Source organism: Nostoc sp., assembly GCF_036919675.1.
Taxonomy (GTDB): Bacteria; Cyanobacteriota; Cyanobacteriia; order Cyanobacteriales; family Nostocaceae; genus Nostoc.
Genome location: NZ_JBALCP010000037.1, coordinates 297960 through 318137 on the forward strand (window position 1 = coordinate 297960; position 20178 = coordinate 318137).

21 protein-coding genes are annotated in these 20178 nt (G+C 42.5%); 6 read left to right on the forward strand and 15 right to left on the reverse strand.

Features of this window, described 5'->3' with window-relative positions; all coding sequences use genetic code 11:
• Nucleotides 1-44: 44 nt before the first annotated feature.
• From V7K49_RS07820 to V7K49_RS07830, 3 genes are all read right to left on the reverse strand, one after another.
• Complete coding sequence (locus V7K49_RS07820) at nt 45-2354, reverse strand: NAD(P)-binding protein (protein WP_335205106.1); 2310 nt, start codon at nt 2352-2354, stop codon at nt 45-47.
• A 112-nt stretch (nt 2355-2466) separates the two neighbouring features.
• A complete protein-coding gene (locus V7K49_RS07825; protein WP_335205107.1) occupies nt 2467-3708 on the reverse strand; it encodes a hypothetical protein in 1242 nt (413 codons plus the stop codon).
• A gap of 202 nt (nt 3709-3910) precedes the next feature.
• Nucleotides 3911-4084 carry a hypothetical protein gene (locus V7K49_RS07830; protein WP_334864587.1) on the reverse strand — a complete coding sequence of 58 codons (174 nt, stop codon included), beginning with the start codon at nt 4082-4084 and terminating at the stop codon, nt 3911-3913.
• A 217-nt stretch (nt 4085-4301) separates the two neighbouring features.
• On the opposite strand from V7K49_RS07830, the gene V7K49_RS07835 reads away from it, so the two are divergent.
• From V7K49_RS07835 to V7K49_RS07850, 4 genes are all read left to right on the forward strand, one after another.
• Complete coding sequence (locus V7K49_RS07835) at nt 4302-5615, forward strand: amino acid permease (protein WP_335205108.1); 1314 nt, start codon at nt 4302-4304, stop codon at nt 5613-5615.
• A gap of 72 nt (nt 5616-5687) precedes the next feature.
• Nucleotides 5688-6233 carry an RNA 2'-phosphotransferase gene (locus V7K49_RS07840; protein WP_335205109.1) on the forward strand — a complete coding sequence of 182 codons (546 nt, stop codon included), beginning with the start codon at nt 5688-5690 and terminating at the stop codon, nt 6231-6233.
• A gap of 316 nt (nt 6234-6549) precedes the next feature.
• The gene (locus V7K49_RS07845; RefSeq protein WP_335205110.1) at nt 6550-6960 is read left to right on the forward strand and encodes a M15 family metallopeptidase; all 411 of its coding nucleotides are present in this window, start codon (nt 6550-6552) and stop codon (nt 6958-6960) included.
• Nucleotides 6961-7002: 42 nt separating this feature from the next.
• The gene (locus tag V7K49_RS07850) at nt 7003-7251 is read left to right on the forward strand and encodes a peptidoglycan-binding domain-containing protein (protein WP_335205111.1); all 249 of its coding nucleotides are present in this window, start codon (nt 7003-7005) and stop codon (nt 7249-7251) included.
• A 281-nt stretch (nt 7252-7532) separates the two neighbouring features.
• Here V7K49_RS07850 and V7K49_RS07855 read toward each other — a convergent pair whose 3' ends face one another.
• The 8 genes from V7K49_RS07855 to V7K49_RS07890 all read right to left on the reverse strand — a co-directional run bounded on the left by V7K49_RS07855 (nt 7533) and on the right by V7K49_RS07890 (nt 13584).
• Nucleotides 7533-8354 (reverse strand): NADPH-dependent oxidoreductase, encoded by an 822-nt coding sequence (locus V7K49_RS07855; protein ID WP_335205112.1) that lies wholly within the window; start codon nt 8352-8354, stop codon nt 7533-7535.
• A 213-nt stretch (nt 8355-8567) separates the two neighbouring features.
• Entirely contained in the window at nt 8568-9035 is a 468-nt protein-coding gene (locus V7K49_RS07860; protein WP_335205113.1) for a hypothetical protein, read from the reverse strand.
• Between the two features lie 257 nt (nt 9036-9292).
• Entirely contained in the window at nt 9293-10054 is a 762-nt protein-coding gene (locus V7K49_RS07865; RefSeq protein ID WP_298917093.1) for a class II aldolase/adducin family protein, read from the reverse strand.
• Nucleotides 10038-10712, reverse strand: a complete 675-nt coding sequence (locus V7K49_RS07870) for a cysteine dioxygenase family protein (protein ID WP_335205114.1) — start codon at nt 10710-10712, stop codon at nt 10038-10040. Before V7K49_RS07870 ends, V7K49_RS07865 begins: the two co-directional genes overlap by 17 nt.
• Before the next feature lie 211 nt (nt 10713-10923).
• Nucleotides 10924-11130: an RRXRR domain-containing protein gene (locus V7K49_RS07875; RefSeq protein WP_298917099.1), complete on the reverse strand. Its 207-nt coding sequence runs from the start codon at nt 11128-11130 to the stop codon at nt 10924-10926.
• A 192-nt stretch (nt 11131-11322) separates the two neighbouring features.
• A complete protein-coding gene (locus V7K49_RS07880) occupies nt 11323-12444 on the reverse strand; it encodes an LLM class flavin-dependent oxidoreductase (RefSeq protein ID WP_335205115.1) in 1122 nt (373 codons plus the stop codon).
• A 31-nt stretch (nt 12445-12475) separates the two neighbouring features.
• On the reverse strand, nt 12476-13075 hold the full coding sequence (locus V7K49_RS07885; protein ID WP_334864565.1) for an ABC transporter substrate-binding protein: 600 nt from the start codon (nt 13073-13075) through the stop codon (nt 12476-12478).
• A gap of 383 nt (nt 13076-13458) precedes the next feature.
• Entirely contained in the window at nt 13459-13584 is a 126-nt protein-coding gene (locus tag V7K49_RS07890; RefSeq protein ID WP_335205116.1) for a hypothetical protein, read from the reverse strand.
• Between the two features lie 94 nt (nt 13585-13678).
• On the opposite strand from V7K49_RS07890, the gene V7K49_RS07895 reads away from it, so the two are divergent.
• Nucleotides 13679-13978, forward strand: a complete 300-nt coding sequence (locus V7K49_RS07895; RefSeq protein WP_334869713.1) for a DUF5110 domain-containing protein — start codon at nt 13679-13681, stop codon at nt 13976-13978.
• Between the two features lie 507 nt (nt 13979-14485).
• Here the strand turns inward: V7K49_RS07895 and V7K49_RS07900 are convergent.
• The 4 genes from V7K49_RS07900 to V7K49_RS07915 all read right to left on the reverse strand — a co-directional run bounded on the left by V7K49_RS07900 (nt 14486) and on the right by V7K49_RS07915 (nt 19350).
• Nucleotides 14486-15004 carry a hypothetical protein gene (locus V7K49_RS07900; RefSeq protein ID WP_335205117.1) on the reverse strand — a complete coding sequence of 173 codons (519 nt, stop codon included), beginning with the start codon at nt 15002-15004 and terminating at the stop codon, nt 14486-14488.
• Between the two features lie 240 nt (nt 15005-15244).
• Entirely contained in the window at nt 15245-16921 is a 1677-nt protein-coding gene (locus V7K49_RS07905) for an RluA family pseudouridine synthase (protein WP_335205118.1), read from the reverse strand.
• 213 nt (nt 16922-17134) lie between these two features.
• On the reverse strand, nt 17135-17875 hold the full coding sequence (locus V7K49_RS07910; RefSeq protein ID WP_335205119.1) for an SDR family oxidoreductase: 741 nt from the start codon (nt 17873-17875) through the stop codon (nt 17135-17137).
• Between the two features lie 158 nt (nt 17876-18033).
• The gene (locus V7K49_RS07915) at nt 18034-19350 is read right to left on the reverse strand and encodes an efflux RND transporter periplasmic adaptor subunit (RefSeq protein WP_335205120.1); all 1317 of its coding nucleotides are present in this window, start codon (nt 19348-19350) and stop codon (nt 18034-18036) included.
• A 329-nt stretch (nt 19351-19679) separates the two neighbouring features.
• Between V7K49_RS07915 and V7K49_RS07920 the strand changes: the two genes are divergently transcribed.
• Entirely contained in the window at nt 19680-20090 is a 411-nt protein-coding gene (locus V7K49_RS07920) for a hypothetical protein (protein WP_335205121.1), read from the forward strand.
• Nucleotides 20091-20178: the final 88 nt, after the last annotated feature.

Genomic DNA, 20178 nt, shown 5'->3' on the forward strand with positions numbered 1-20178 from the left:
TTGTTGAGTTTATCAAAATGCACCTGATTAATTTGAATATACCTTTACAACCAAGAATCCCACTCACCAATAATTTCTTTGGTGTATTTTATATGGAAGCATTGGTGTAGAATAGCTCGCGTTGCTTGCATTGCAGACATTACTGTAGCTTCCACGCAACCAGAATTGTAACCGTTGTTAATCCAGTCGCCAGTTAGGTAAAGGTTATCAAAGCCAGACTCATCAGTTTTGAGTCGATACTTGGTACTTCCAGGTACAGAAAGTACATAGCGTTCTGATGGGTTAATGTTAATTCGCCAGTATTGAGCTTTAAAGCGTTCTACTCCCTGACGGTTTTGAAAATCTACTAGTAAATTCCAATTCAAACCTTGGGGATTTTTGGGGTGAGTAGGATCAGCCCAAAGGTGTCCGATGTAATTATTGAGGAAGTGAATTGCTTGTTGCTCTACTTTTTTTTGGGCTTTGGCTGGAAAATCATATTCTGTGTGGGGAGGAATACCTGGATCTGCAATTACGCCGGTGAAATAAGCTACAGTGTAAGGATAATGCTGAGAAGGCCAATTTTCTCGTACTATTAACTCGCTCATATCTGCATAAACATCGAGTGGTTCAATATAAGCTCCTAGTACGTGACTAGATTGTTGCCATCCCAATTGCTGTAAGGTAGGCTTAAGCCATATTTGTCCGCCTTGAGTAGTTACTGTCTTAACTTGAGCTAGCATATCGTGCCATTTTTGATGCACTGGATTTTTTTTGGCATGGAGCAATTCACCGCAAATAGAGGGTAAGGCGGCTATAGAAATTCCCAGCAAGACAATATCGAAATCATCGCCTTTGGTGAGGGTGATTTTGTCTACATTCTGCCAAGGTGTCCAATATGACTCAAGGTTAATTTCTTGGTCTTGGAGTTTTTGGGCTTCTTCATCGACAATCTGATCATAAAGAGGTTCACTAGGCCAGCAACGAATGTCTTTAACTTTGATGAGTGGTTGATATTCTTGCTCTGGGTTTTTTAAATTTACTTGGCGAGCCAAAGTGATACTTGCAATTGATTGCTGATCTTTATCCAAGTGCAACTGCTTGGCAACATGGAAGAACTTAAATTTTACACCGCGACGCTTTAGCACTTCATATAGTGGAGTGATGACTACCTCCGCCATCCCTGATTGCATTTTCCACATGATTGCGCCATTGTATTTGAACAACATCGTGGTGAGGATACGGATAGCTGTTCCTGCTGCTAGTTGCGGTTCATTGGTATTACCTTCTGGAAAACCATACACTAAATCGTATAAGACACGAATAAATGCTGATTTAACACTTGATTCTCTAGCTCCGTGTTTTCGTAGCCAGTCTATGTAGTTGTACTCATCTAAACTATCTAGGGAACGAAAATGAATTACCTCATCTACAAATAAACCCTGGATGTTTGCTAATGCTAGGTCGATGAGTGTTAAACGCCAAAAGATTTCAGGATTTTGCCCGCTTTTAGATTCTAACTGATGGCTCAAGTGTTCTTTAAAACGGTCTATTAGCTTAAGAATTAACTGGTGATGTTCACGTCTATGAGTTTTGATATTTTCAGGCAGTGATTGAGCTAGGTTATAGGCAAGTTTTAAGAACATTCCTTCAGAATTCAAGTCTAGGTCTTGGAGGATCTCGCCAATGTATTGGTTGATATTGTTAAGCCATTTTCCCCAAAAATTAGGTTCTTGGAAAAATAACTGAATCAACTGGCTAGGAAATTGCAAGAGACTACTATCTGAGAAAAATTCTATTACCTCTTTGCCTAATGCTATTTGTTTGGCAATAGATGCTGAGGAACTTTTAAAAGCATAGGACTGGTCGTAATTATCAATTTCTGCGTAGGTCTGAATGACGAATTTGATGGTACTGCAAATATGTTCCCAAAGAGAATAAATATCGCCACCTTCCCAAGGAACTAGAGAATTGGTAGGGAAGTTAAAAGGCAAAGTTACCCAATTTTGATTAATGTATTCTTCTAAGACGATGAAACTGTGGGGTTTGAATGCGTCTTCTATGGTGCTGAAAGGCCCGTTGCCACCAAGTTCGTCATAGCATTGCTTCAGTAGACGAAAGGCATTTTCGTAGAATCCAAAAAAAATGTGCAGTCCATGTTCTTCGATGCGGTAGTCTGGTTCATAATCAGGTGCATGAGGTTTGATATTGCGTCCAGTTGCACATTTACCACCTAAACGCCAACCTGTTTGATAAATAGTAATGTCGTAGAGACTATCCCACCCTGCTTGACTGGTTAATTCATAGGCAGTGGTTAATGATGCTATTCCACCGCCTAAGATAGCGATCTTTTTTGGCTTAAAAATTTCAGACATATTTGTTTTTCTTTGCGTGCTAAGGGTGAACAAGAAAACAGAAGATAGGGGAGATAATTTAATCAGTATGGGCTAAACCATAGCTATCCACTAACAGCACTCACTAATTTTTCTATGGTGCTTGCCAAACGGTTTTTCCATCTTTGAGGGTGAAGTCGAAATGCAGGACGAAACCAAGCTTTACGGGGATATTTACTGATTTGCTACCTGCGGGATAACCTTTGTCTAGTCCTAAGTCTTGGACGATTGGTTGGCTAGCAAAATTATTGATTTTTAATTGAAATTGATCGCCAAAACCATTGAATCCAAAGAGTTTTCCACCATAGAAGGTTTGTAATTGCATGGGGGATTCAATCAGTGCTTGATAGCAGGCTTTTTTACTGTTTTCTACGTCGCGGATTTGTTTTAGGGTAACCAGAGGGACGACTCTGTTTAGGAGATATTCGAGGAGATTAAAGGGTAACTGTAAGCCAGGAATCAGAATTTCGTCATTGTTAAATAATAAGCTAGCGATCGCGCTTGTTGCTTCTTCAAAAGTGTCCCATGTTTTGATAGCTTGATGTTTATCTCCTGTACTGATGCGTTGAACTTCCAGCAGACGTGCATCTAGAGATTGACTTGTCGGAGAAAACTCTTTAAATACTAAGGTGTCTACGGTTAATAAATCCGGTTCTTGATTTAAGTCAGGAATCTGAAGTGTGCCAAGTTGTTTAAAGAAGCCGTAGACTTCTCTACCAGAAACTAGGATGGGAGAATTATTCACGTACAAGTAAGGCATGAACCAAGCTAGGCGTTCGGCAATGAATAAAGGCCCGACTCTTTTACCTACTACTGTTAACATCCAAAAGATGGCTTCTTCTTCATGCACAGTTCCTTTGTCATAGTCGGGGGGATAAATAGAACTTAAAGAATCTATCTTGTTGAACGTCAAGATGAGATAGTTCATTGCTGGGCGATATTCAATCTCTCCGTTATTAGGATCATTGAGATATTTATCACACACTTCTTGCAACTTCGCCATTGAACCTTCAACGACAAAGCCATACATTTTTGTCCCTTTGATTTCGTAGGGTTGATTAAACGCCTGTCCATCTGCTCGTTCTATATATTTGGGGTATGATGATTTGTTACCACCTCCGCAAAAGTAATTTTTGAAAAAACTACTCATATCTTGTTCCATCTTTTTGCCTTTTACCGCTAAATCTTGGAACAATTGATCTGGTTTTTGTTGTATTTGGGTAAGGTAATTTGTGAGTTTTTGGGGTTCTTGAAGTAGGGCAGTAAATTCACTAACAGCGCCTAAAGCTGTATGGAAACTTGTTTGCATTGTCTGCAAAGGGTTGTTGGTGTTCATAGGGACTTGGGTAATTTACTAGGTTATTTTTATACTTATTAACTATTTACTCATATGTACGGACATATGAGAATATTAGATACCTCTGTGTTTCTGTACTATTGTGTCAAAGGAGTTTTAATTTGTCCTTACTAAAACCCGATAATCTGTTAAAAAAATGACAATCATTCTTCAGCACAGGGTCTTGTATGAAGTGTTCCCTTTACACTGGCTTTTCTAACAAATTGCTCAGACAGCGAATCTTGGCACAAGATTTACCACCAACGCGACCAATGTCAATCCAATAGCCAATGTCAGCAAAGCTCTTGATGTTCTTGAGGGGTTCGATGGTTTGGGGCGATTGGCTACGGCATTGGGGGAGAGGGCGCGATCGCACGGATGCATTTGCCCAAAGTAAAACTTAATCAAGTGCTACAAGTGACATTTATAGTCTAAAAGTTGTGTTGATGATCAAGTAGCGATGTCTACGACGGGCTACGCCTACGCTTACTTACCACAAAAATTTGGTTAAAAAAGCAGGAACCTCAGGGTTTTTATGAATAATGTTTACATATGTTAATAGTGTTAATTTTATTTAAGTATAGATATTCAGTATGGTTGCCATAAAGACTGTTCTCAAAGATTCAGAGCAAATCACTCGGTTGTTTTCTCATCTCGAATTTGATGGAAAGAAACTCAATCATCAACCGGGTAGCGTATTGGGAAGTACTGCATTGATTGCGGGAACCACCGTTGGGGCTGGGATTCTCGCCTTACCAGCTGTTACCTTGCCGTCTGGTATTGTGCCATCCACATCTGGGCTGATTGCTGTTTGGCTCTACGCTTTAGTTTCAGGGTTATTGGTTGCAGAAGTGATCTTAAACACGATGCGAACAGAAGGGTGTCCGAGTATAGGTTTTTTGGGAGTTGTTGAGAAGATCCTTGGTAAGCTGGGAGGGCGAATTGCTGGCGGCGCATATTTATTCATGCACTATGCTCTCTTGGTGGCATACATCACTGAAGGTGGAGAGATTTTAGGATCTGCAGCAGCAAAAGTCTGGGGTGTGCAGATATTGTCAAAGTGGGTGGGCACAACGACTTTCACGCTCTTATTTGGTGGCATTATGTATCTTGGGCGAGAAAAGTTTATTGAGAAATTAAACAGCGCCTTTGTCGGAATTGTTATCGTTTCCTTCTTGGGACTATTGTTTCTGGTAGGAGGGCACATTCAGAGTGCCCAACTATTATTTCAGAATTGGAGTGCCCTTGGTAGTGCCATTTCAGTAATGTCTGTGGCGCTATTTTTCCAAAACGTTGTGCCGCTGGTTGTGACGCAACTCGAAGGGGATGCCCACAAAATTCGTCAGTCCATCTTTATTGGTTCTGTGATTCCTCTAATTATGTTCTTGGCGTGGAATGCCGTAATTTTAGGAAGCGTCAGTCCTGATATCCTACATGACACATCTGATGGTAGAACTGTTTTTGACCCGTTGCAAATTCTCCGAACAGGTGGTGCGGGGGAATGGTTAGGAGTGCTAGTATCTATTTTTTCAGAGTTTGCGATCGTCACATCATTCATTGGATTTGTATACGGGTTGCTGGATGTGTTCAAAGATATTTTCCTAATTACACAGGGCAAACTTTCTAGTCGCCTATCCCTCTATTCGCTGGTTCTTTTCCCTCCTATGACTCTGGGAACACTCAATCCCACCATTTTTTTTACTGCCTTAGATTACACTGGAACATTTTGTATCTCAGTTCTAGGTGGAATTATTCCGGCGTTAATGAGTTGGAAGCAACGTCAAGAACAACAAAACTCAGATAGTATAAATCAATCACTCGTTCCTGGTGGGAAGGTGACACTCATGGTGATGATTGGAGTGGCGTTAGCCATGATGGGAAGACAAATTCTGGCAATTGCCACATAGTCAAACCATCAATGAAATTTTATGTTACACAAATAACTATAATTGTAGTATAAAGATGACAAACACAATCAAATGAGTGATTCTCGCCTCGTCCAAATCAGCAAATATCTCAGTAAATATCTGCGACATACACCGGATGCAATTGAAATTAAACTTGCTCCTGCTGGTTGGGTTGCTGTTGATGAACTACTTACTGCTTGTGCTAAAAACAAGTTTCCGATTAACCGTCAGGAATTAGAGGCGGTAGTTGAATCTAACGAGAAACAACGGTTTTCTTTTGATTCTACAGGGACTCTGATTCGTGCGAACCAAGGACATAGTGTAAAAGTAGATTTACAATTAGAATCTGTTGTTCCCCCAGATGAGCTTTATCACGGTACGGGACACAAATCTGTAAAGGCTATTATGCAAACAGGACTTTGCAAAATGTTACGACATCATGTCCATTTATCAAAGGATATTGCAACAGCACAAACTGTTGGTGCAAGACATGGAAAAGCAGTAGTTTTTGTTGTGTATGCTGCGGCAATGCATCAGGCGGGTTACATTTTCTATTGTTCTGCTAATGGTGTTTGGTTAGTGGATCATGTCCCACCTGAGTATCTACAAAAAATTTGAATTTTAATAAGTTGTTAAGATTTATTTAGAAATCCGAAAAGAGGAACTGTTTCCTTGTTTTGAGTATTTGATAGCATTGGTTCTACCCACAGCTTCTTTCAGTATTTGTGCTTGGCGCGATCGCTCTGAGCTAATATGCCAAAAGGCATATTCCACGCTTAAAAAGCTATGATTACGCAACTCCCTTATGGCTTTTTTCTGCCCAAGACTTGCGCCATAGCTATAGAGTTATCAAAATTATCGTTAGTTCATTAAACTGACGCGAATCATTGCTTAAATTACTGATTAATTAGTGGATCACCAAATAGAGGGAATTATGGTAACTAGGCTCGAAGCATTCAAATCACCTCGATTTATCGGAAAACCGATTTTAGCAGATGTCGAATTTTTTGACTCTTTGGCAAAGATTGACCAATTTGCTGCTGATGCAGGCATAAAAATTTATGTGACAAGCTCAACTCGTATACAGGGAGGTAGTGTATCTGGAGCAATTGTACACCCTGCAAGTCGGTCAAATCATTTGGTAGGTCATGGCATTGATATGAATATTATGTTAGGACAAGAGCTATTTAATAGTGAAGCTTTGGATAAGAACAACTTAAATAACCTTCCAAAAGTAATTCATAATTTTATTAAAAGCATCCGTCAAGATCTTATTCTGCGATGGGGTGGAGATTTCAACTTTGAAGATCCAGTTCATATTGATGATGGTTTAAATTTGAGATAACCTGCCACTTGGGATGCGAAATATCCGATTATTCAGTCTGAGATGATTGCTCTATCACAGCCTAATACCGTCTCAGGACAGCCAAGACTTTTATTTTTCACTCAACCATTTATACAAGGAAATGACGTACTTTCCCTCCAAAAAGCACTTGTACAAAAGGGTTTTAACATCAAGTTAGACAGTATATTTGGTTCGGCTACTGATGTTGCTGTAACAGCATTTCAGAAAAGCCTTGGCTTAACCGCTGATGGAATTGTTGGTTCTGGGACTCGAAAAGCACTTGGGTTGTAAGACTTTTAAGTAATACCATTTTGATTTTTGATTTTGGATTGTGAAAGAGTTGCTGGTAATCGGTGTTAGCGCTCTATTTGTCGCAATCATTATTCAAATTGGTGTAATCTGCTTGAATACAAAATACCCCAATCAGATGTATCTCTTGCTTTAGACAGACGCGATTAATCACGTCTGTCTCTATCAATAGGGCACGCATTGCTTACAGCCGGAGACCTTCAATGGTCTGCTTCCGTTGTCAAACTGCTCAAAATGTTCCTTGAATAATTCCGCCATCTTGTTTACAGTAACTTGAAGCCGAGGTGATTGAGAACTTTACGCAAGCGATCGCGTCCCTTCAATGACTCGACAGTTGCGATCCGCCCGGCTGAGTGTTCTGACCAATCACCAAGGATATTCATCTTTTGTTCAGTATAGAAGTCTTTGATGATATTGTTATAGTGAGCGATCGCTTCTTCTTGATCTGCCAATTTATAGGTTTCACGGTGCAGCACTGCTGATTGTGGCAACCTTGGCTTAATCGCTGCTTCTACCTCAGGATTCGCATAGCCGACACACAACCCAAACACAGCATACACAGAGGAAGGCAAATTCAATATCTCTGCTACCTCTTGCGGGTGGTTCCGGATTCCGCCGATATATACTGTTCCTAAACCGAGTGACTCAGCTGCGACTGCTGCGTTTTGCGCCGCCAAACTTGCATCGATTGTTGCCGTCACAAACATTTCCAAGTATTCCAGCGCATCATGAGATATGCCGCGACTGTCAGCAACGTAACTTAGACGCGCCAAATCTGCTAACCAAACCAAGAATAAAGGCACTTGCTTAATATGTGCTTGGTTTCCCGCTAGCTGGGATAACTCCTCTTTGCGCTGTTGATCTTCGACTGCTACCACACTCCAAGTTTGCAAATTAGAGGAAGTAGATGCAGATTGGGCGGCTGCAATTAGTAACTCCAGAGTTCCCGCTGGTAGAGAATCAGATAGATAAGACCGGATTGAACGGTGAGATAGTAGTGCTGTCAGGGAATCATTCCATGCAATTTCCGGATTGAAGGGAATTTCACCATAGCGCGATCGCAGTAGTTCTGTAGGATTAGTCATAATCAATTCCCAGATTCACATTTCAAAAATTTCCAATTGTTTTATTACTAACATCAATTCCATTTGTCGGGGTATATATCTGTACGCCCCTACAGCCGATTCATTGTACTAGTACCGCAAGGCGGAAGTCAAAAGTCAAAAGTCAAAAGTATTATGGAATGGGCTTTTTAGGGATTTTAAATGGTTGCTCTATTTACGCCGTGGCGTACTAGTTTAAGTTTTTGGGGAAAATGCAGCGTATTGCTCTTTTGTCAACACTGCATCTTTCACATTTACCTCTTTGGGAATTAACTTCAATTTATAATATGTATCCGCAACACCTTGTTGTAGATTTATGAGATTGTCATCAACTGCTACAAGACCAAAAGTCCGTCTGTTAGTTGCTTTTTTCATCGTTTCTAAATCAATTCCTAACACAGGTGCTAGAGTTTTTGCTACTTCTTCTTGATTCTGTTTAGACCATTCTTCTAAATTTTGAATTTCCTCCAGTATTACCTTCACAGTTTGAGGATTTTCAGTGACAAATTTGCGAGTCATCAAATAATATCCTCCCTGTTTATTAATTCCTCTGCCATCAATCAGGACTCTGGCTTTAGTTGCCTCTTGAGCAGCTGCATAGAAGGGGTCCCAAATTACCCAGGCATCTACACTACCCTTGACAAATGCCCCCGCAATTGGCAAAGGAGAAGAAAAGAATAATTTATGTTAGTTGTTAAATGGGATATTCCTGATTTTTATCAACGATATCCATTTGGTAATTAAGCGGCGAAAGATTAGGTTAATCATCAAAATGATTTCTCTTAACTACGTTTATACTATAAACTTATAGGTTTACCGGAGTATATAGATAAATTTAGGTTAAATTGATATAAAAATAGCGGGAAGTAGGGTAAATTGATACTTCCCTGCCTATTATCTCAGTGTCAAAAAACACAGCACTAATTCAGCAAATCAGGTTCTTCACGGATAATCCTGTCGTAAAGTGGCTGGAAGCTGAACCACCCACTTATATGTGACCCCACTTGAGTTTGTGTTAAACGGGCTGTTTCGTGTTTGATAGTAGTGGGTCTACCCGCAGCTTCTGCTAGCAGTTGGGCTTGGCACGATCGCTCTAAGCTAATGTACCAAAAGGCAGCTTCATCTACTGTATGTCCCACAGTTAAAATGCTGTGGTTACGCAGGATTATGGCTTTCTTTGGCCCCAAAGTTTGCGCCAGTCGTTGACCTTCAGAAGTTTCTAAAACAACACCTGTAAAATCGTCAAATAGCGCATGGTCTTCGTAAAAAGCACAGGAATCTTGTGTCAAGGGGTCAAGGAGACGACCTAAACTAGACCAGGCTTTACCATAAAGTGAATGAGCGTGAGCCGCCGCAATCACATCAGGTCGAGCTTCATGAAGCTGAGAATGAATGGCGAAAGCAGCTTGATTCACCTCAGCATCGCCTTTAACCACCTCACCTTCTCTGTTAACCAAGATCAGGTCAGAAACTCGGATATGACCGAAGTATGTTCCGAATGGATTGACCCAGAAATGGTCTGTAAACTCCGGATCACGAGCCGTAATATGGCCGGCGATTCCCTCGCTGAACCCAAATTTACCAAACAGGCGAAAGGCAGCGGCGAGGCGTTGCTTGCGGTGCAGGCGTTCGTCTTCAACTCGCTCGAATACGGGGGGTTGTGGTCTATCGGACTTGGGCATGTTCTTTTTCCTCTTCCTCTTTGCAGGGAGCGTTAGAATATCCAGAGCGAAAGGATTTGACGCTATGAGATTCTGGGATGAACTGGTGACGCAAGACGCAGCCAGTATCATTACCCAGAAGATGGATGGATACAGATGCGCTCTGAGATGTGGTTTTGACGGCGTGGATATCACCATCTGGGGGTAAGAAGCGGTAGATATCCCCTGGTTGAAGCGATCGCACTTCAGTTACTTGTAATTGTGCGTGTCCTTCGGCGTCACCGTTATCTACACGGCGATAGACTGTTTCTTCTTGATTACCTTTATATAAACCAATCAATCCCCAAGCCAAATGGTCGTGGACGGGAGTCGTTGAACCTGGGGGAATCACCAAGCTGAAGACTGAGAGGGAACGGTCTTTGGCGCGATAAAGCAGCCATTGACCAATACCGCCGCCCATTTTGCTTTCGGGATTGATTTGAGCAAACTTTTCCGGGAGCCATTTCTGTTGGGCAAGCAGTTCTTGAAAATAGGGTTCTAATCTAGCTAGAGTTTGGGTGCGATCGTCAGCAGTGCTAGCGCTAATTTCACGCACTGTTGCTACAAAGGATCGTAGTTCCTGGCTCTCAATAAACCATTGGTCTTCTGGTAATGGTTCCAAGATGGTGTGGTTCGTCATTTATATTCCTCGGTTTGGGAGGCAACTAACATTTACTAATTCGTAATTCACGCTATGTGCGACTTATTGTTAAAACCCCGCTTCCATTCCTCTCTCCGAAAGGTCGAGAGGCTTTGATTCTTTCTCCCCAACGCTACAAGGGTTGGGGTTGGGGGTTAGGTTTGAGAGGAAAGTTGCACACGGCGTTAATTCGTAATTCGTAGTTAAGAATTCAATTACGAATTATTTTAATGCCAGGGTGAAGCTTGAAGCCAAGTTGCTCAAGTTTTAGACGAGAAAGAGACTCCTTCAGAATGATAGTAAAGGGATATCGCTGGAATACGGTAGCTTTACCTTGTGACAATAGTAGCCTAGCACGGCTGATGCGTACTGGATATAACGGTTGTTGGTTGGCATCGAGAATCAATACTTTGGTCATGAATGATATTCCTTACGAATACAGTTATTAAGGGACTATCAAAAAATCAATCATCCAATCTTGATCTAAGGGATTTCCAACAAATAAATTATTCAATCTTGTGGAGTGGCCAACATGAGCGCCTTTGGCTACAGGCGACTTTTCTGACTATCCCACAAGAAGTAGTTGAATATTTTTTTTATTTGAAAATCCCTAAGCAACAACAGTTGCTTGTCGCTCCCGCCGTTGCACTTCTGCCCGGACTAGGGGAATCACATCACGACCATAAGCGATCGCATCTTCTAATGGATCAAATCCCCGAATCAATAGAGTAGTTACCCCTGCATCATAGTAATCCACAAGGGACTCTGCTACTTGTTCCGGTGTACCAACCAGGGCTGTAGTGTTACCATAAGCACCAGTAACAGCAGCAATTGGTGTCCACAAGCGCTTATCGAAAATTTCGCTTTCTTGGGCAAACTGTAACAAACGATTGGAACCCACTGCTTGCGGTGATACTAAATTAAAGTAGGGAGTTATCGGTAGCTGATTTTCGGTTTTTGCAGCCCGAATTTCCTTAACACGCGATAGAATTGAGTGCGCCCGTTCCCAAGCCTTCTCCTCAGTATCACCTAGAATCGGTCGCAGTGAGACACTAAACCGTGGCGATCGCTCTGGTGGTGTTACAGCTTTTACTTCGCGTATCCGTTCCTTAACCGCCGCAATCGGTTCTCCCCACATGGCGTAGACATCACTATGCTTTGCACCCACAGGTACTGCTGCACCAGAAGCACCGCCAAAGTACAGGGGTATGTGGGGTTGTTGTAAAGGCTTCACATCTGAGTAAGCATCTTTCACCCGGTAGAATTCGCCCTCATAGTCGAAGGGAATATCACTTGTCCACACCCGGCGCACAATGTCGAGGTACTCATCTGTACGGCGATAGCGAGTATCGTGGTCAAGCCAATCACCATCGCGTTGCTGTTCGGCATCGCTGCCACCTGTAATAATGTGTACGGCAATGCGACCATTAGTAAAATGATCCAAAGTTGCTGTCTTGCGTGCGAAGAGTGTAGGAGCCACGAAACCAGGGCGGTGGGCGATTAAAAACTTCAACCGTTCTGTTGCAGCCGCCGCGAACGATGCCACAGTTAAGCCATCGGGGCCAGTTGAACCATAACCAACCAGTACGCGATCAAAGCCACCATCTTCATGTGCCTTAGCAAACTTGCGGACGTAGGCGGGATCTATGGAACCGCCAGTGATCGAAACTGTCGGCCCATCTAACTCAGATATTTGTCGTGTTCCAATCATTCCAATAAATTCAATTGCCATAGTGCATCACCTCAAAAATTACAAATCTTGCTCAACTTGGAGCTAAGAAGACACGCTGAACTTTATCTTTAGAAATGTTCTCTTTTTCCAATACTTTTAATAATAGGTACTCACCTGCGCCAGCCTGATTGACAGCGACTTTTTTACCTACAAGACGGATAGGAGAGTCGCCGCGGACTACGATCGCACTGCTCAATGATTCAGGTCTAGGACGCTGAACAGCCCCAATGCATAGCTCCTGACCGGCGGCGATCGCTGACAAACCAGGAATGTCCCCGCACCCGCCTATATCGGCTTGATTAGCGCTAATTGCTTGGAGTAAAGTAGCACATCGGTCAAAGGGGCCAGCCCACTCAGTTTTGATATTTTCAGCCGCAAGCCTCTTTTCTAACTCTCCTCGTTGACGGGCAATTGGTACCACACCTCCTTTTTGGTATCCCAGGCGAATCAAACTGGTTTTCTCTTGAGTTTGGTTACTGACATTTTGGGCAGTGTTAGTATTTGCAGAGTTATTGGGAGCGCAGCCAGAAATCACCAAACCTAGCCAGGAACTAGCAACCAGTAAGGCACTAAGGGACTTGACTGAGCGTTGTGGCAATAAAAACAAGAACTTTTTGAACTGATTCAACAACTTTTTTATTACTCCTTTTATTAAAGAAAAGATCAGAATGAGAGTCTAGAGGTCAACTCCAGCACTCTCGTCTTTACCGCTAATTAGGGATTTTCAAGGAATAAATCATCTAATTTTGTGGGGTGGTCTCACAATCAATAGTTGGATATTTTTTATTGGGAAATCTCTTAGCTGTGATATTAGTACCTATAATACGGTAAATCTGTCGAATAACCGTTGAATAAACTACAAGCAGAAATTATCACATCCAAATTTAAAAAGCAAGTCGATTGTCACGAGTTCCAGGTGTGAGGAACGCGAAAAAGTGGAACTGTCCATCTCATCTAGATGTGTATCGTTGGTCCATAATGCCAAAAAGCGTTGGATTTGCTTTACTCTAAGCTTTATTGCCAACGTTCTTTACCTAACTCGTTGGAATCCCAATTGAACCACCCAGCAAAAGACATACCAGAAGCTAAACCTAGCAACCTGTCGGGAAACTCAATATAACGGTTAAAAACCACATACATCTAGAAAGACAAAACTTGCTGTTGTATGGCAAGCTGACAACACGCAGACATCCGTTTAGCTGTTTTTACGAAGGCTGGAGCCATTTTGCCGCAAATGTATGTAGATGCGGATACAAAGGATGCTTATGGACGACGAAAGAATAACAGGAATAGTGATGAGTTAATTCTGCGAGTGTATGCCGATCGCGCACCATCCGGCTTTACTCTTTATGAAGATGACGGTGAAACATTAGACTATGACTCGACCGAGCGTCCAATTTATCGCTATCGCTCAACTGAACTCAAACAGCAGCAAATCGGTGCTGACACAGTTAAGGTCACAATTGCTGCTGCTACCAACGTGAATGGTTCTACATTTTCTGGAGCAGTGACAACACGTCAGAACAATTTATAATCTGCCATAAAAGGTCGTGTGATGAACTTTTTTAACTCGGATTGCACGAAATTCAGAACTTTTTATATACATTTCTAAAGGATTCACCAGAAATAGTTTTATCTAAAGCTAACTTTTCACAAGCATTTTGAAAAAATATAAACCAGTTTTCCTTACACGTTCGGCTGTTGATTCAATTAAATGTCACTATGCCAAAGGGGCATTGTACCGAGATTTGTGTAAAAATCTACATTCCAGGTCTGTAAAGCCTTATCCTATCAATGTTTGATAATTTGCTACATCGGACTCAAAAAAGCCCTTATTTACAACTAAGAATCAAGCTTTTTGAAGCGATCATGCATGAAATTACAAACATCTCGGTACAATGCCTACCGCTGTCATCTGCAAAAGCCCTTTGTCAAGCACTAGTACGCCACGGCGTAAATAGAGCAACCATTTAAAATCCCTAAAAAGCCCATTTCATAATACTTTTGACTTTTGACTTCCGCCTTGCGGTACTAGTCGCCTTCACTTTATTGTCCAGCTATTAACACGCTGCCCCGTGAAAGTTAACGTTGCCGTTACTGGGGCATCATCATTAAGCGGATTTGCATTTAGTGAGAACGACCTTAGTTTTGCTGTTGCTTGTACTATCCCAGCTTTCGGATCAAATGTCGCACGAAAATCGGTTCTGGTAATTGAGCCTGGTAATGTCGCTGTTGGGTAATTGAAGTCGAGTCCCGTGGCAGTAATTTCTCTATCTGAAGTACACTCCCAACTGCCCTGGACATTACTAAAGGGTTGAAAAGAGGGATTACCAGTTTGGGTTGAGGCACTGCTCACAAAGTTTCCATCTCGGGTGAACGTTGTAATCCCATAAAACTGACCCCTATCACCAGATAATGGCGTCAGGTATGTGCCTGTCACAAGTTTGTGACAATCCCTTATGGGTTGAGCTGAGACTTTGTGGATATTCACGAAGAAAGCAGTTGTGAGTACCAACAGTAGACAAATCGTTAACGTGACGAAAGCATTACGAGTTTTCATTCTAAAACATCCGCTTATAAATACATAATTTATTAAATACCATTACTGTTGGTATTTTTGATTATGGACGTGAACTAACAGCGTTTTTTAAGAGAATCTTTTATGTATTTATACTTAAAACAAAGTTACAAGTAAATAGACTACGCGGTAGGGGCGTAAGGCCTTACGCCCCTACGACAGATGTGGTTCAAATACATGAAAACTGCTGTACTAGAGCAGTTGTTCGTTATTTTAATATTGTCAAAAGGGCGTAATTGCTTGTAAATGTAGGCTTTTTTCTAACTGCGGATGCTCGAAGCGAAGTTCTCTAGCGTGCAGATGTAACCGACTGGTAACTGCACAGCATCCATAAAGGCGATCGCCTAAAATAGTTACCCCAAGTCCTCGCACATCAGCTGCATGAACCCTCAATTGATGAGTGCGTCCAGTTAGCGGCTTAAATTCTACGCGGGTGTAGTCTTCTTCTCTCGCCATTACCTGGAAGTGTGTCAAGCTGGGTTTACCGTGCTGCCAATCAACTTTTTGATTAGGGCGATTTTCAGGATCTGCCCATAATGGCAGTTCAATTGTACCTTGGTCAACTGTCACAGCACCGGCAAGGATGGCTTCATAAACCTTGTAAACCTGGCGTTGCTGAAACTGCTGGCTGAGTTGCCGATGGGTTTGACGATCGCGCGCCAACAACAAAATACCAGATGTTTCCTGATCTAGGCGATGCACAGATGCAAGCGCCATGCCATCAGCTAACAGATGACGTAAGCGACTCAAAACACTATCTTGGCGATCGCGATAACGACCAGGCACCGAAAGTAACCCAGCAGGCTTGTTTACAGCAATCAGCCATTCGTCTTCATAAATAATCGGGATCTCTCCTTTGGTAGGGGAAAGTGGGCTAGTTGTGTATACATCTCTATTTGGGATTGAAATAGATTTCAACCCTGAGAGCAAAAACCCCATTAATGGCTGACATCGCTCGGCACATGCTCCATAAAATTCTCCCTGAATTTTATCCTGATTTACAGAAGACGCACCCCACCAAAATTCCGCCATTGCCAGTGGTTTGAGATTATGTGTTGCCGCATAATGGAGCAGCTTTGGGGCACAACAGTCTCCTGTGCCAGTGGGGAAGCCTCCTGGCATCAATTCCTGCAATGATCGCGATCGCCCGGAAAAATTAGTCAAGCTGTATGTAGCGTGCATCTGAGCTTGTAATTGACGGGACAGTGCTTTACGTTGTTGTTTCAGTTCGCTAATTCGCGCATCCGTCACTGCAATTAACTGTTGAAGGGGCTGTAATACTGCATTTTGCTGGCGTTTAAGTTGTCGTCGCTCAATTCCCTGCTGACGACTCTCTTCGTCGAGTTGTTCAAGAGTAAGTGGATCGCAGATTTGCTGACGTTTTTCCTGTCGTTGATGTTTGCAATGGCGATGGCGATCGCTCATTGCTTGCAAATGTTGCTCAAATTCATCAAATAGGGTTTGGTACTGCTGGCGTTCGGTCAGTTGCTTCAAGGTAAGGAGTTCTTGCTTAATCGCGTCCAACTGTGCCAAAGTGCGGGCTTCCTCTAAAGCAACTTCGTCTCTTCCTGGAATTGGTGGCACCCAGTCCTCAACCAGACTGCAACCATTCAAAAGACCGGAAAAGGCTTTGAGTACCCGTTGTTCGCCATTAGGCAGTTCAACCAATAGTATTCCATACATCTTGCCTTCACGAGAATAACAATCATTGTTGGCAAGCTGTTGCATTAGTCCGTGAGCGATCGCTTCAGCCATTGAGGTGCGGGGTAGTTTTAGGCGATGTCTACGACGGGCTACGCCTACGCCACTTTGGAGACAACGCCCTTCATAGTAATAGCTAGGAGATGAGTTGCTGATAGCATTGCAGTCAATGAAATTTGAAATATGCAGAACTACCATACTTGGAACAAACCCTGAAATAAAAAAAATTTAAATAATCTGAAGTTGTGAACTACCCACACTTCTCAGTCAGGGAACTCGTTCCCAGTCTCAGACTGGGAATGCCTAATAGGGGGCTGCTGCCTCAAGACTAGCAGCACCGCAATGAGGAGCATTTCCAGCCAGAGGCTGGAAACGAGGTTTTAAAGGGGTTTGCGCTTAAGTTTGATCATCTCACGCGGCTCCACCATTTACACGGATGTTTTGCCCAGTGATCCACCTAGCTTCGTCGCTAGCGAGAAATGCTACTACGTCGGCGATTTCTTCCACCTCTCCCAGTTTGCCAAAAGCAGCCATTTGGGCTACACGGTCTATCTGCTCTTGTGTTTTGCCTTCTCGAAACAATTCTGTATCGGTGGCGCCAGGAGAAATAACATTAACTGCGATCGCCTTTGTACCCAATTCTTTAGCTAGTACCCGCGTGATTTGTTCAACAGCACCCTTGGTTCCTACATAGGCACTATAAGTTGGCAGCATCATCACCGTAGTTGATGAGGAAAAGTTGATAATCCGTCCCCCTTCTGCCATGTGTTGCGCGGCTTGTTGGCAAGCAAAAAAAGTGCCTTTGACATTAGTGGCAAAAATTTTGTCGAAATCTTCTTCTGTCACTTGAGTAATTGGTTTATAGAAGATGATTCCGGCATTATTGACCAAAATATCGACTTTACCAAAACGTTCAAGTGTTTGCTCAAATAACCGTTCGATGTCGGGTACTTTGCTAACATCAGCTTGGATAGCGATCGCTTGTACTCCCAACTTTTCAATTTCCGCAACAACTTCCTGTGCTTTGCCCGCATTACCCGCATAATTAACGACAACAGATGCGCCGTTACCTGCTAATTTTAGTGCGATCGCTCGTCCAATTCCCCGCGATGCACCAGTGATAATTGCAACTTTTCCGGCTAAAGATGCCATAGATTACTCTGATTTTATTTTGGTTCACCCAAGTAATTATCTGCTGTTCAAGTGCTGTACCAAGATTAAATTTAGCGATCGCCTAACAATTGGATCTTAAATTAGGCAGGCAGGCTCCTGGTTACAAAGCTGTTCAGAAAGCTCTTAATCGCTTTAATTTAAGATTCTGGAACGATCGCAACACCATCCCTGAGATTGAGCAGCCCTGAGATAATAACTTGATCTTCTGGCTGTAATCCTTCAATAACTTGGTAATTATTACCTTTGATCTCGCCTAGCTTCACTCGCCTTTGCCGAGCTACTTGTTGGGATATACCTTGGGGAGATTTTTCGGTTTCAACTACATAAACAAAAGTGTCCCCAGCGATACGAGTCATTGCTGTTGTGGGAATTAAAACTCCAGGGCGCTGATTCCAGAACACTCTAGCCCTTACCAATTGATCTGCACGTAGCTGACCGTTAGGGTTGTTAAAAAGTGCTTTGATTAGTATCCCTTGTGTTTGATTACTGGCATTAGGTGCAATAAAAAATACCCTACTTCTACCAAGCTTCTCACCTTGTGTGTTCATGACCTCCACTGGCATTCCCTTACGCAATTGGGGACCTTGCTGTAGTGGCACAGAGATATTAACTTCTAAAGGTCGATTTTGGGTGATATTAACTAATTGTGTGGAAGTATTAACTAAATCACCTACTTTCACGGCGATGTTGCCAACTGTGCCACCAAAGGGAGCGGTAATTTTGTCGGACTGGAGCGGGACTTGTTGGTTTGGAATATTTACATTAGCTTGCTGCAAGGCTTTTTCAGCCTGCAAGATGTTGGAGCGTTGTGCTTGAATCCTGGAATTAATTGCATCTAGACTAGTCTTAGCAGTGGTGAGCCGATCAGCAAACTGATTGCGAGTCTGTCGAGACACGGCTCCTTCTTGAGCTAGGGTGACAAACTTTTCGTAGTTCTGCTGGTACAATTGCAGATTCGCAACGTAGGATGGTCGTTGTGCTTCCAGAAATTTGAGTGTAGCGCGGGCATTTTCCAGTTGCACTAAAAATCCTTGAGGCACAGCATTGTTCCCACTGACACCTGCTTGTGGCGTAGGATCTACTTGGAGAATTGCCGCTCCTTGGGTGACTGGATCTCCCGATTTGACAAATATCTGGGTAACTTGGCCCTGAATCCTCGGCTGAAGGGTGACTGAGCGCTGGGACTTTAGGGTAGCAATAAAATCTGAACTTTCCTCAATTATGCCGCTTTGTACTGTCGATATTTTGACTCTTACCCCTTGAGGTTGAGCATTAGCAGTTGAAGGTGCTAAATTTTGCGGAGTGAACAAACGCCAAACTATAGCTGTTCCGCCCCCTAATAATAGTAGTGCAGGTAAAAATAACCAAAGCCACCGCCGTTTTCCAGAAGGTGGCTCAAATGGGGTTTGTGGAGGTTTGTCTCCAAAATCATTTTGAGGCTCAGGGGATGTCATGGCTGATGAGGAACTTAAGGAACAAATTAACTAGATTCAATCAAAATTGCATCTGTTGATATTGAAATTACTGACTTAGCATGAGGTTTTGTGGCAAATTATGTGTTATCCCATCCAAATATACAGTTTTGATAATTCTGTCTAAATCTACCCAAAGGTGAATTCCTAATTTTTCATAGACCATCGCTGATCAAAATGACTTGGATTAATCAATCGAATGCGAGGTGCTATTTTAAGCACCTCACAATACATATCGCTTAATGGTCAAACGTTAATCACGATTAAACAACTACAAAATTGTTTTGGGTTAGTGACAATCCAGTTGATGATTGTGCAAATTTTACCTGAGTAAACCCAGATGCACTACCGTCAAGGTCAAAGCCTACGGCGGGCTACGCCTACGTACCTATGAACTTGATCGCGGTGCGACAAAGTTTGAAGTATTCCAACACGACTTCGGAGTACCTCAACACGATTTTCAAGTACTTCAACACGATTTTCAAGTACTTCAACACGATTTTCAAGTACTTCAACACGATTTTGGAGTACCTCAACACGACTTCGGAGTACCTCAACACGATTTTCAAGTACTTCAACACGACTTTCAAGTACTTCAACACGACTTTGGAGTACTTCAACACGACTTTGGAGTACTTCAACACGACTTTCAAGTACTTCAACACGATTTTGGAGTACCTCAACACGACTTTCAAGTACTTCAACATGACTTCGAGGTATAGCAACCGCCAGGATAGTTAGGACGTAAACTAAAGGTGTTATCGTGATCTGCTATCGTCTGCTCTGCCATGCCTAAACCCTACAGTTACG

Bases quoted from the DNA above. Each gene is read 5' to 3' on its own strand.
- V7K49_RS07820 (WP_335205106.1), bottom strand. From the start codon at position 2,354: ATGTCTGAAATTTTTAAGCCAAAAAAGATCGCTATCTTAGGCGGTGGA.
- V7K49_RS07825 (WP_335205107.1), bottom strand. From the start codon at position 3,708: ATGAACACCAACAACCCTTTGCAGACAATGCAAACAAGTTTCCATACA.
- V7K49_RS07835 (WP_335205108.1), top strand. From the start codon at position 4,302: ATGGTTGCCATAAAGACTGTTCTCAAAGATTCAGAGCAAATCACTCGG.
- V7K49_RS07840 (WP_335205109.1), top strand. From the start codon at position 5,688: ATGAGTGATTCTCGCCTCGTCCAAATCAGCAAATATCTCAGTAAATAT.
- V7K49_RS07845 (WP_335205110.1), top strand. From the start codon at position 6,550: ATGGTAACTAGGCTCGAAGCATTCAAATCACCTCGATTTATCGGAAAA.
- V7K49_RS07850 (WP_335205111.1), top strand. From the start codon at position 7,003: ATGATTGCTCTATCACAGCCTAATACCGTCTCAGGACAGCCAAGACTT.
- V7K49_RS07855 (WP_335205112.1), bottom strand. From the start codon at position 8,354: ATGACTAATCCTACAGAACTACTGCGATCGCGCTATGGTGAAATTCCC.
- V7K49_RS07865 (WP_298917093.1), bottom strand. From the start codon at position 10,054: ATGCCCAAGTCCGATAGACCACAACCCCCCGTATTCGAGCGAGTTGAA.
- V7K49_RS07870 (WP_335205114.1), bottom strand. From the start codon at position 10,712: ATGACGAACCACACCATCTTGGAACCATTACCAGAAGACCAATGGTTT.
- V7K49_RS07875 (WP_298917099.1), bottom strand. From the start codon at position 11,130: ATGACCAAAGTATTGATTCTCGATGCCAACCAACAACCGTTATATCCA.
- V7K49_RS07880 (WP_335205115.1), bottom strand. From the start codon at position 12,444: ATGGCAATTGAATTTATTGGAATGATTGGAACACGACAAATATCTGAG.
- V7K49_RS07890 (WP_335205116.1), bottom strand. From the start codon at position 13,584: ATGTATGTGGTTTTTAACCGTTATATTGAGTTTCCCGACAGGTTGCTA.
- V7K49_RS07895 (WP_334869713.1), top strand. From the start codon at position 13,679: ATGTATGTAGATGCGGATACAAAGGATGCTTATGGACGACGAAAGAAT.
- V7K49_RS07900 (WP_335205117.1), bottom strand. From the start codon at position 15,004: ATGAAAACTCGTAATGCTTTCGTCACGTTAACGATTTGTCTACTGTTG.
- V7K49_RS07905 (WP_335205118.1), bottom strand. From the start codon at position 16,921: ATGGTAGTTCTGCATATTTCAAATTTCATTGACTGCAATGCTATCAGC.
- V7K49_RS07910 (WP_335205119.1), bottom strand. From the start codon at position 17,875: ATGGCATCTTTAGCCGGAAAAGTTGCAATTATCACTGGTGCATCGCGG.
- V7K49_RS07915 (WP_335205120.1), bottom strand. From the start codon at position 19,350: ATGACATCCCCTGAGCCTCAAAATGATTTTGGAGACAAACCTCCACAA.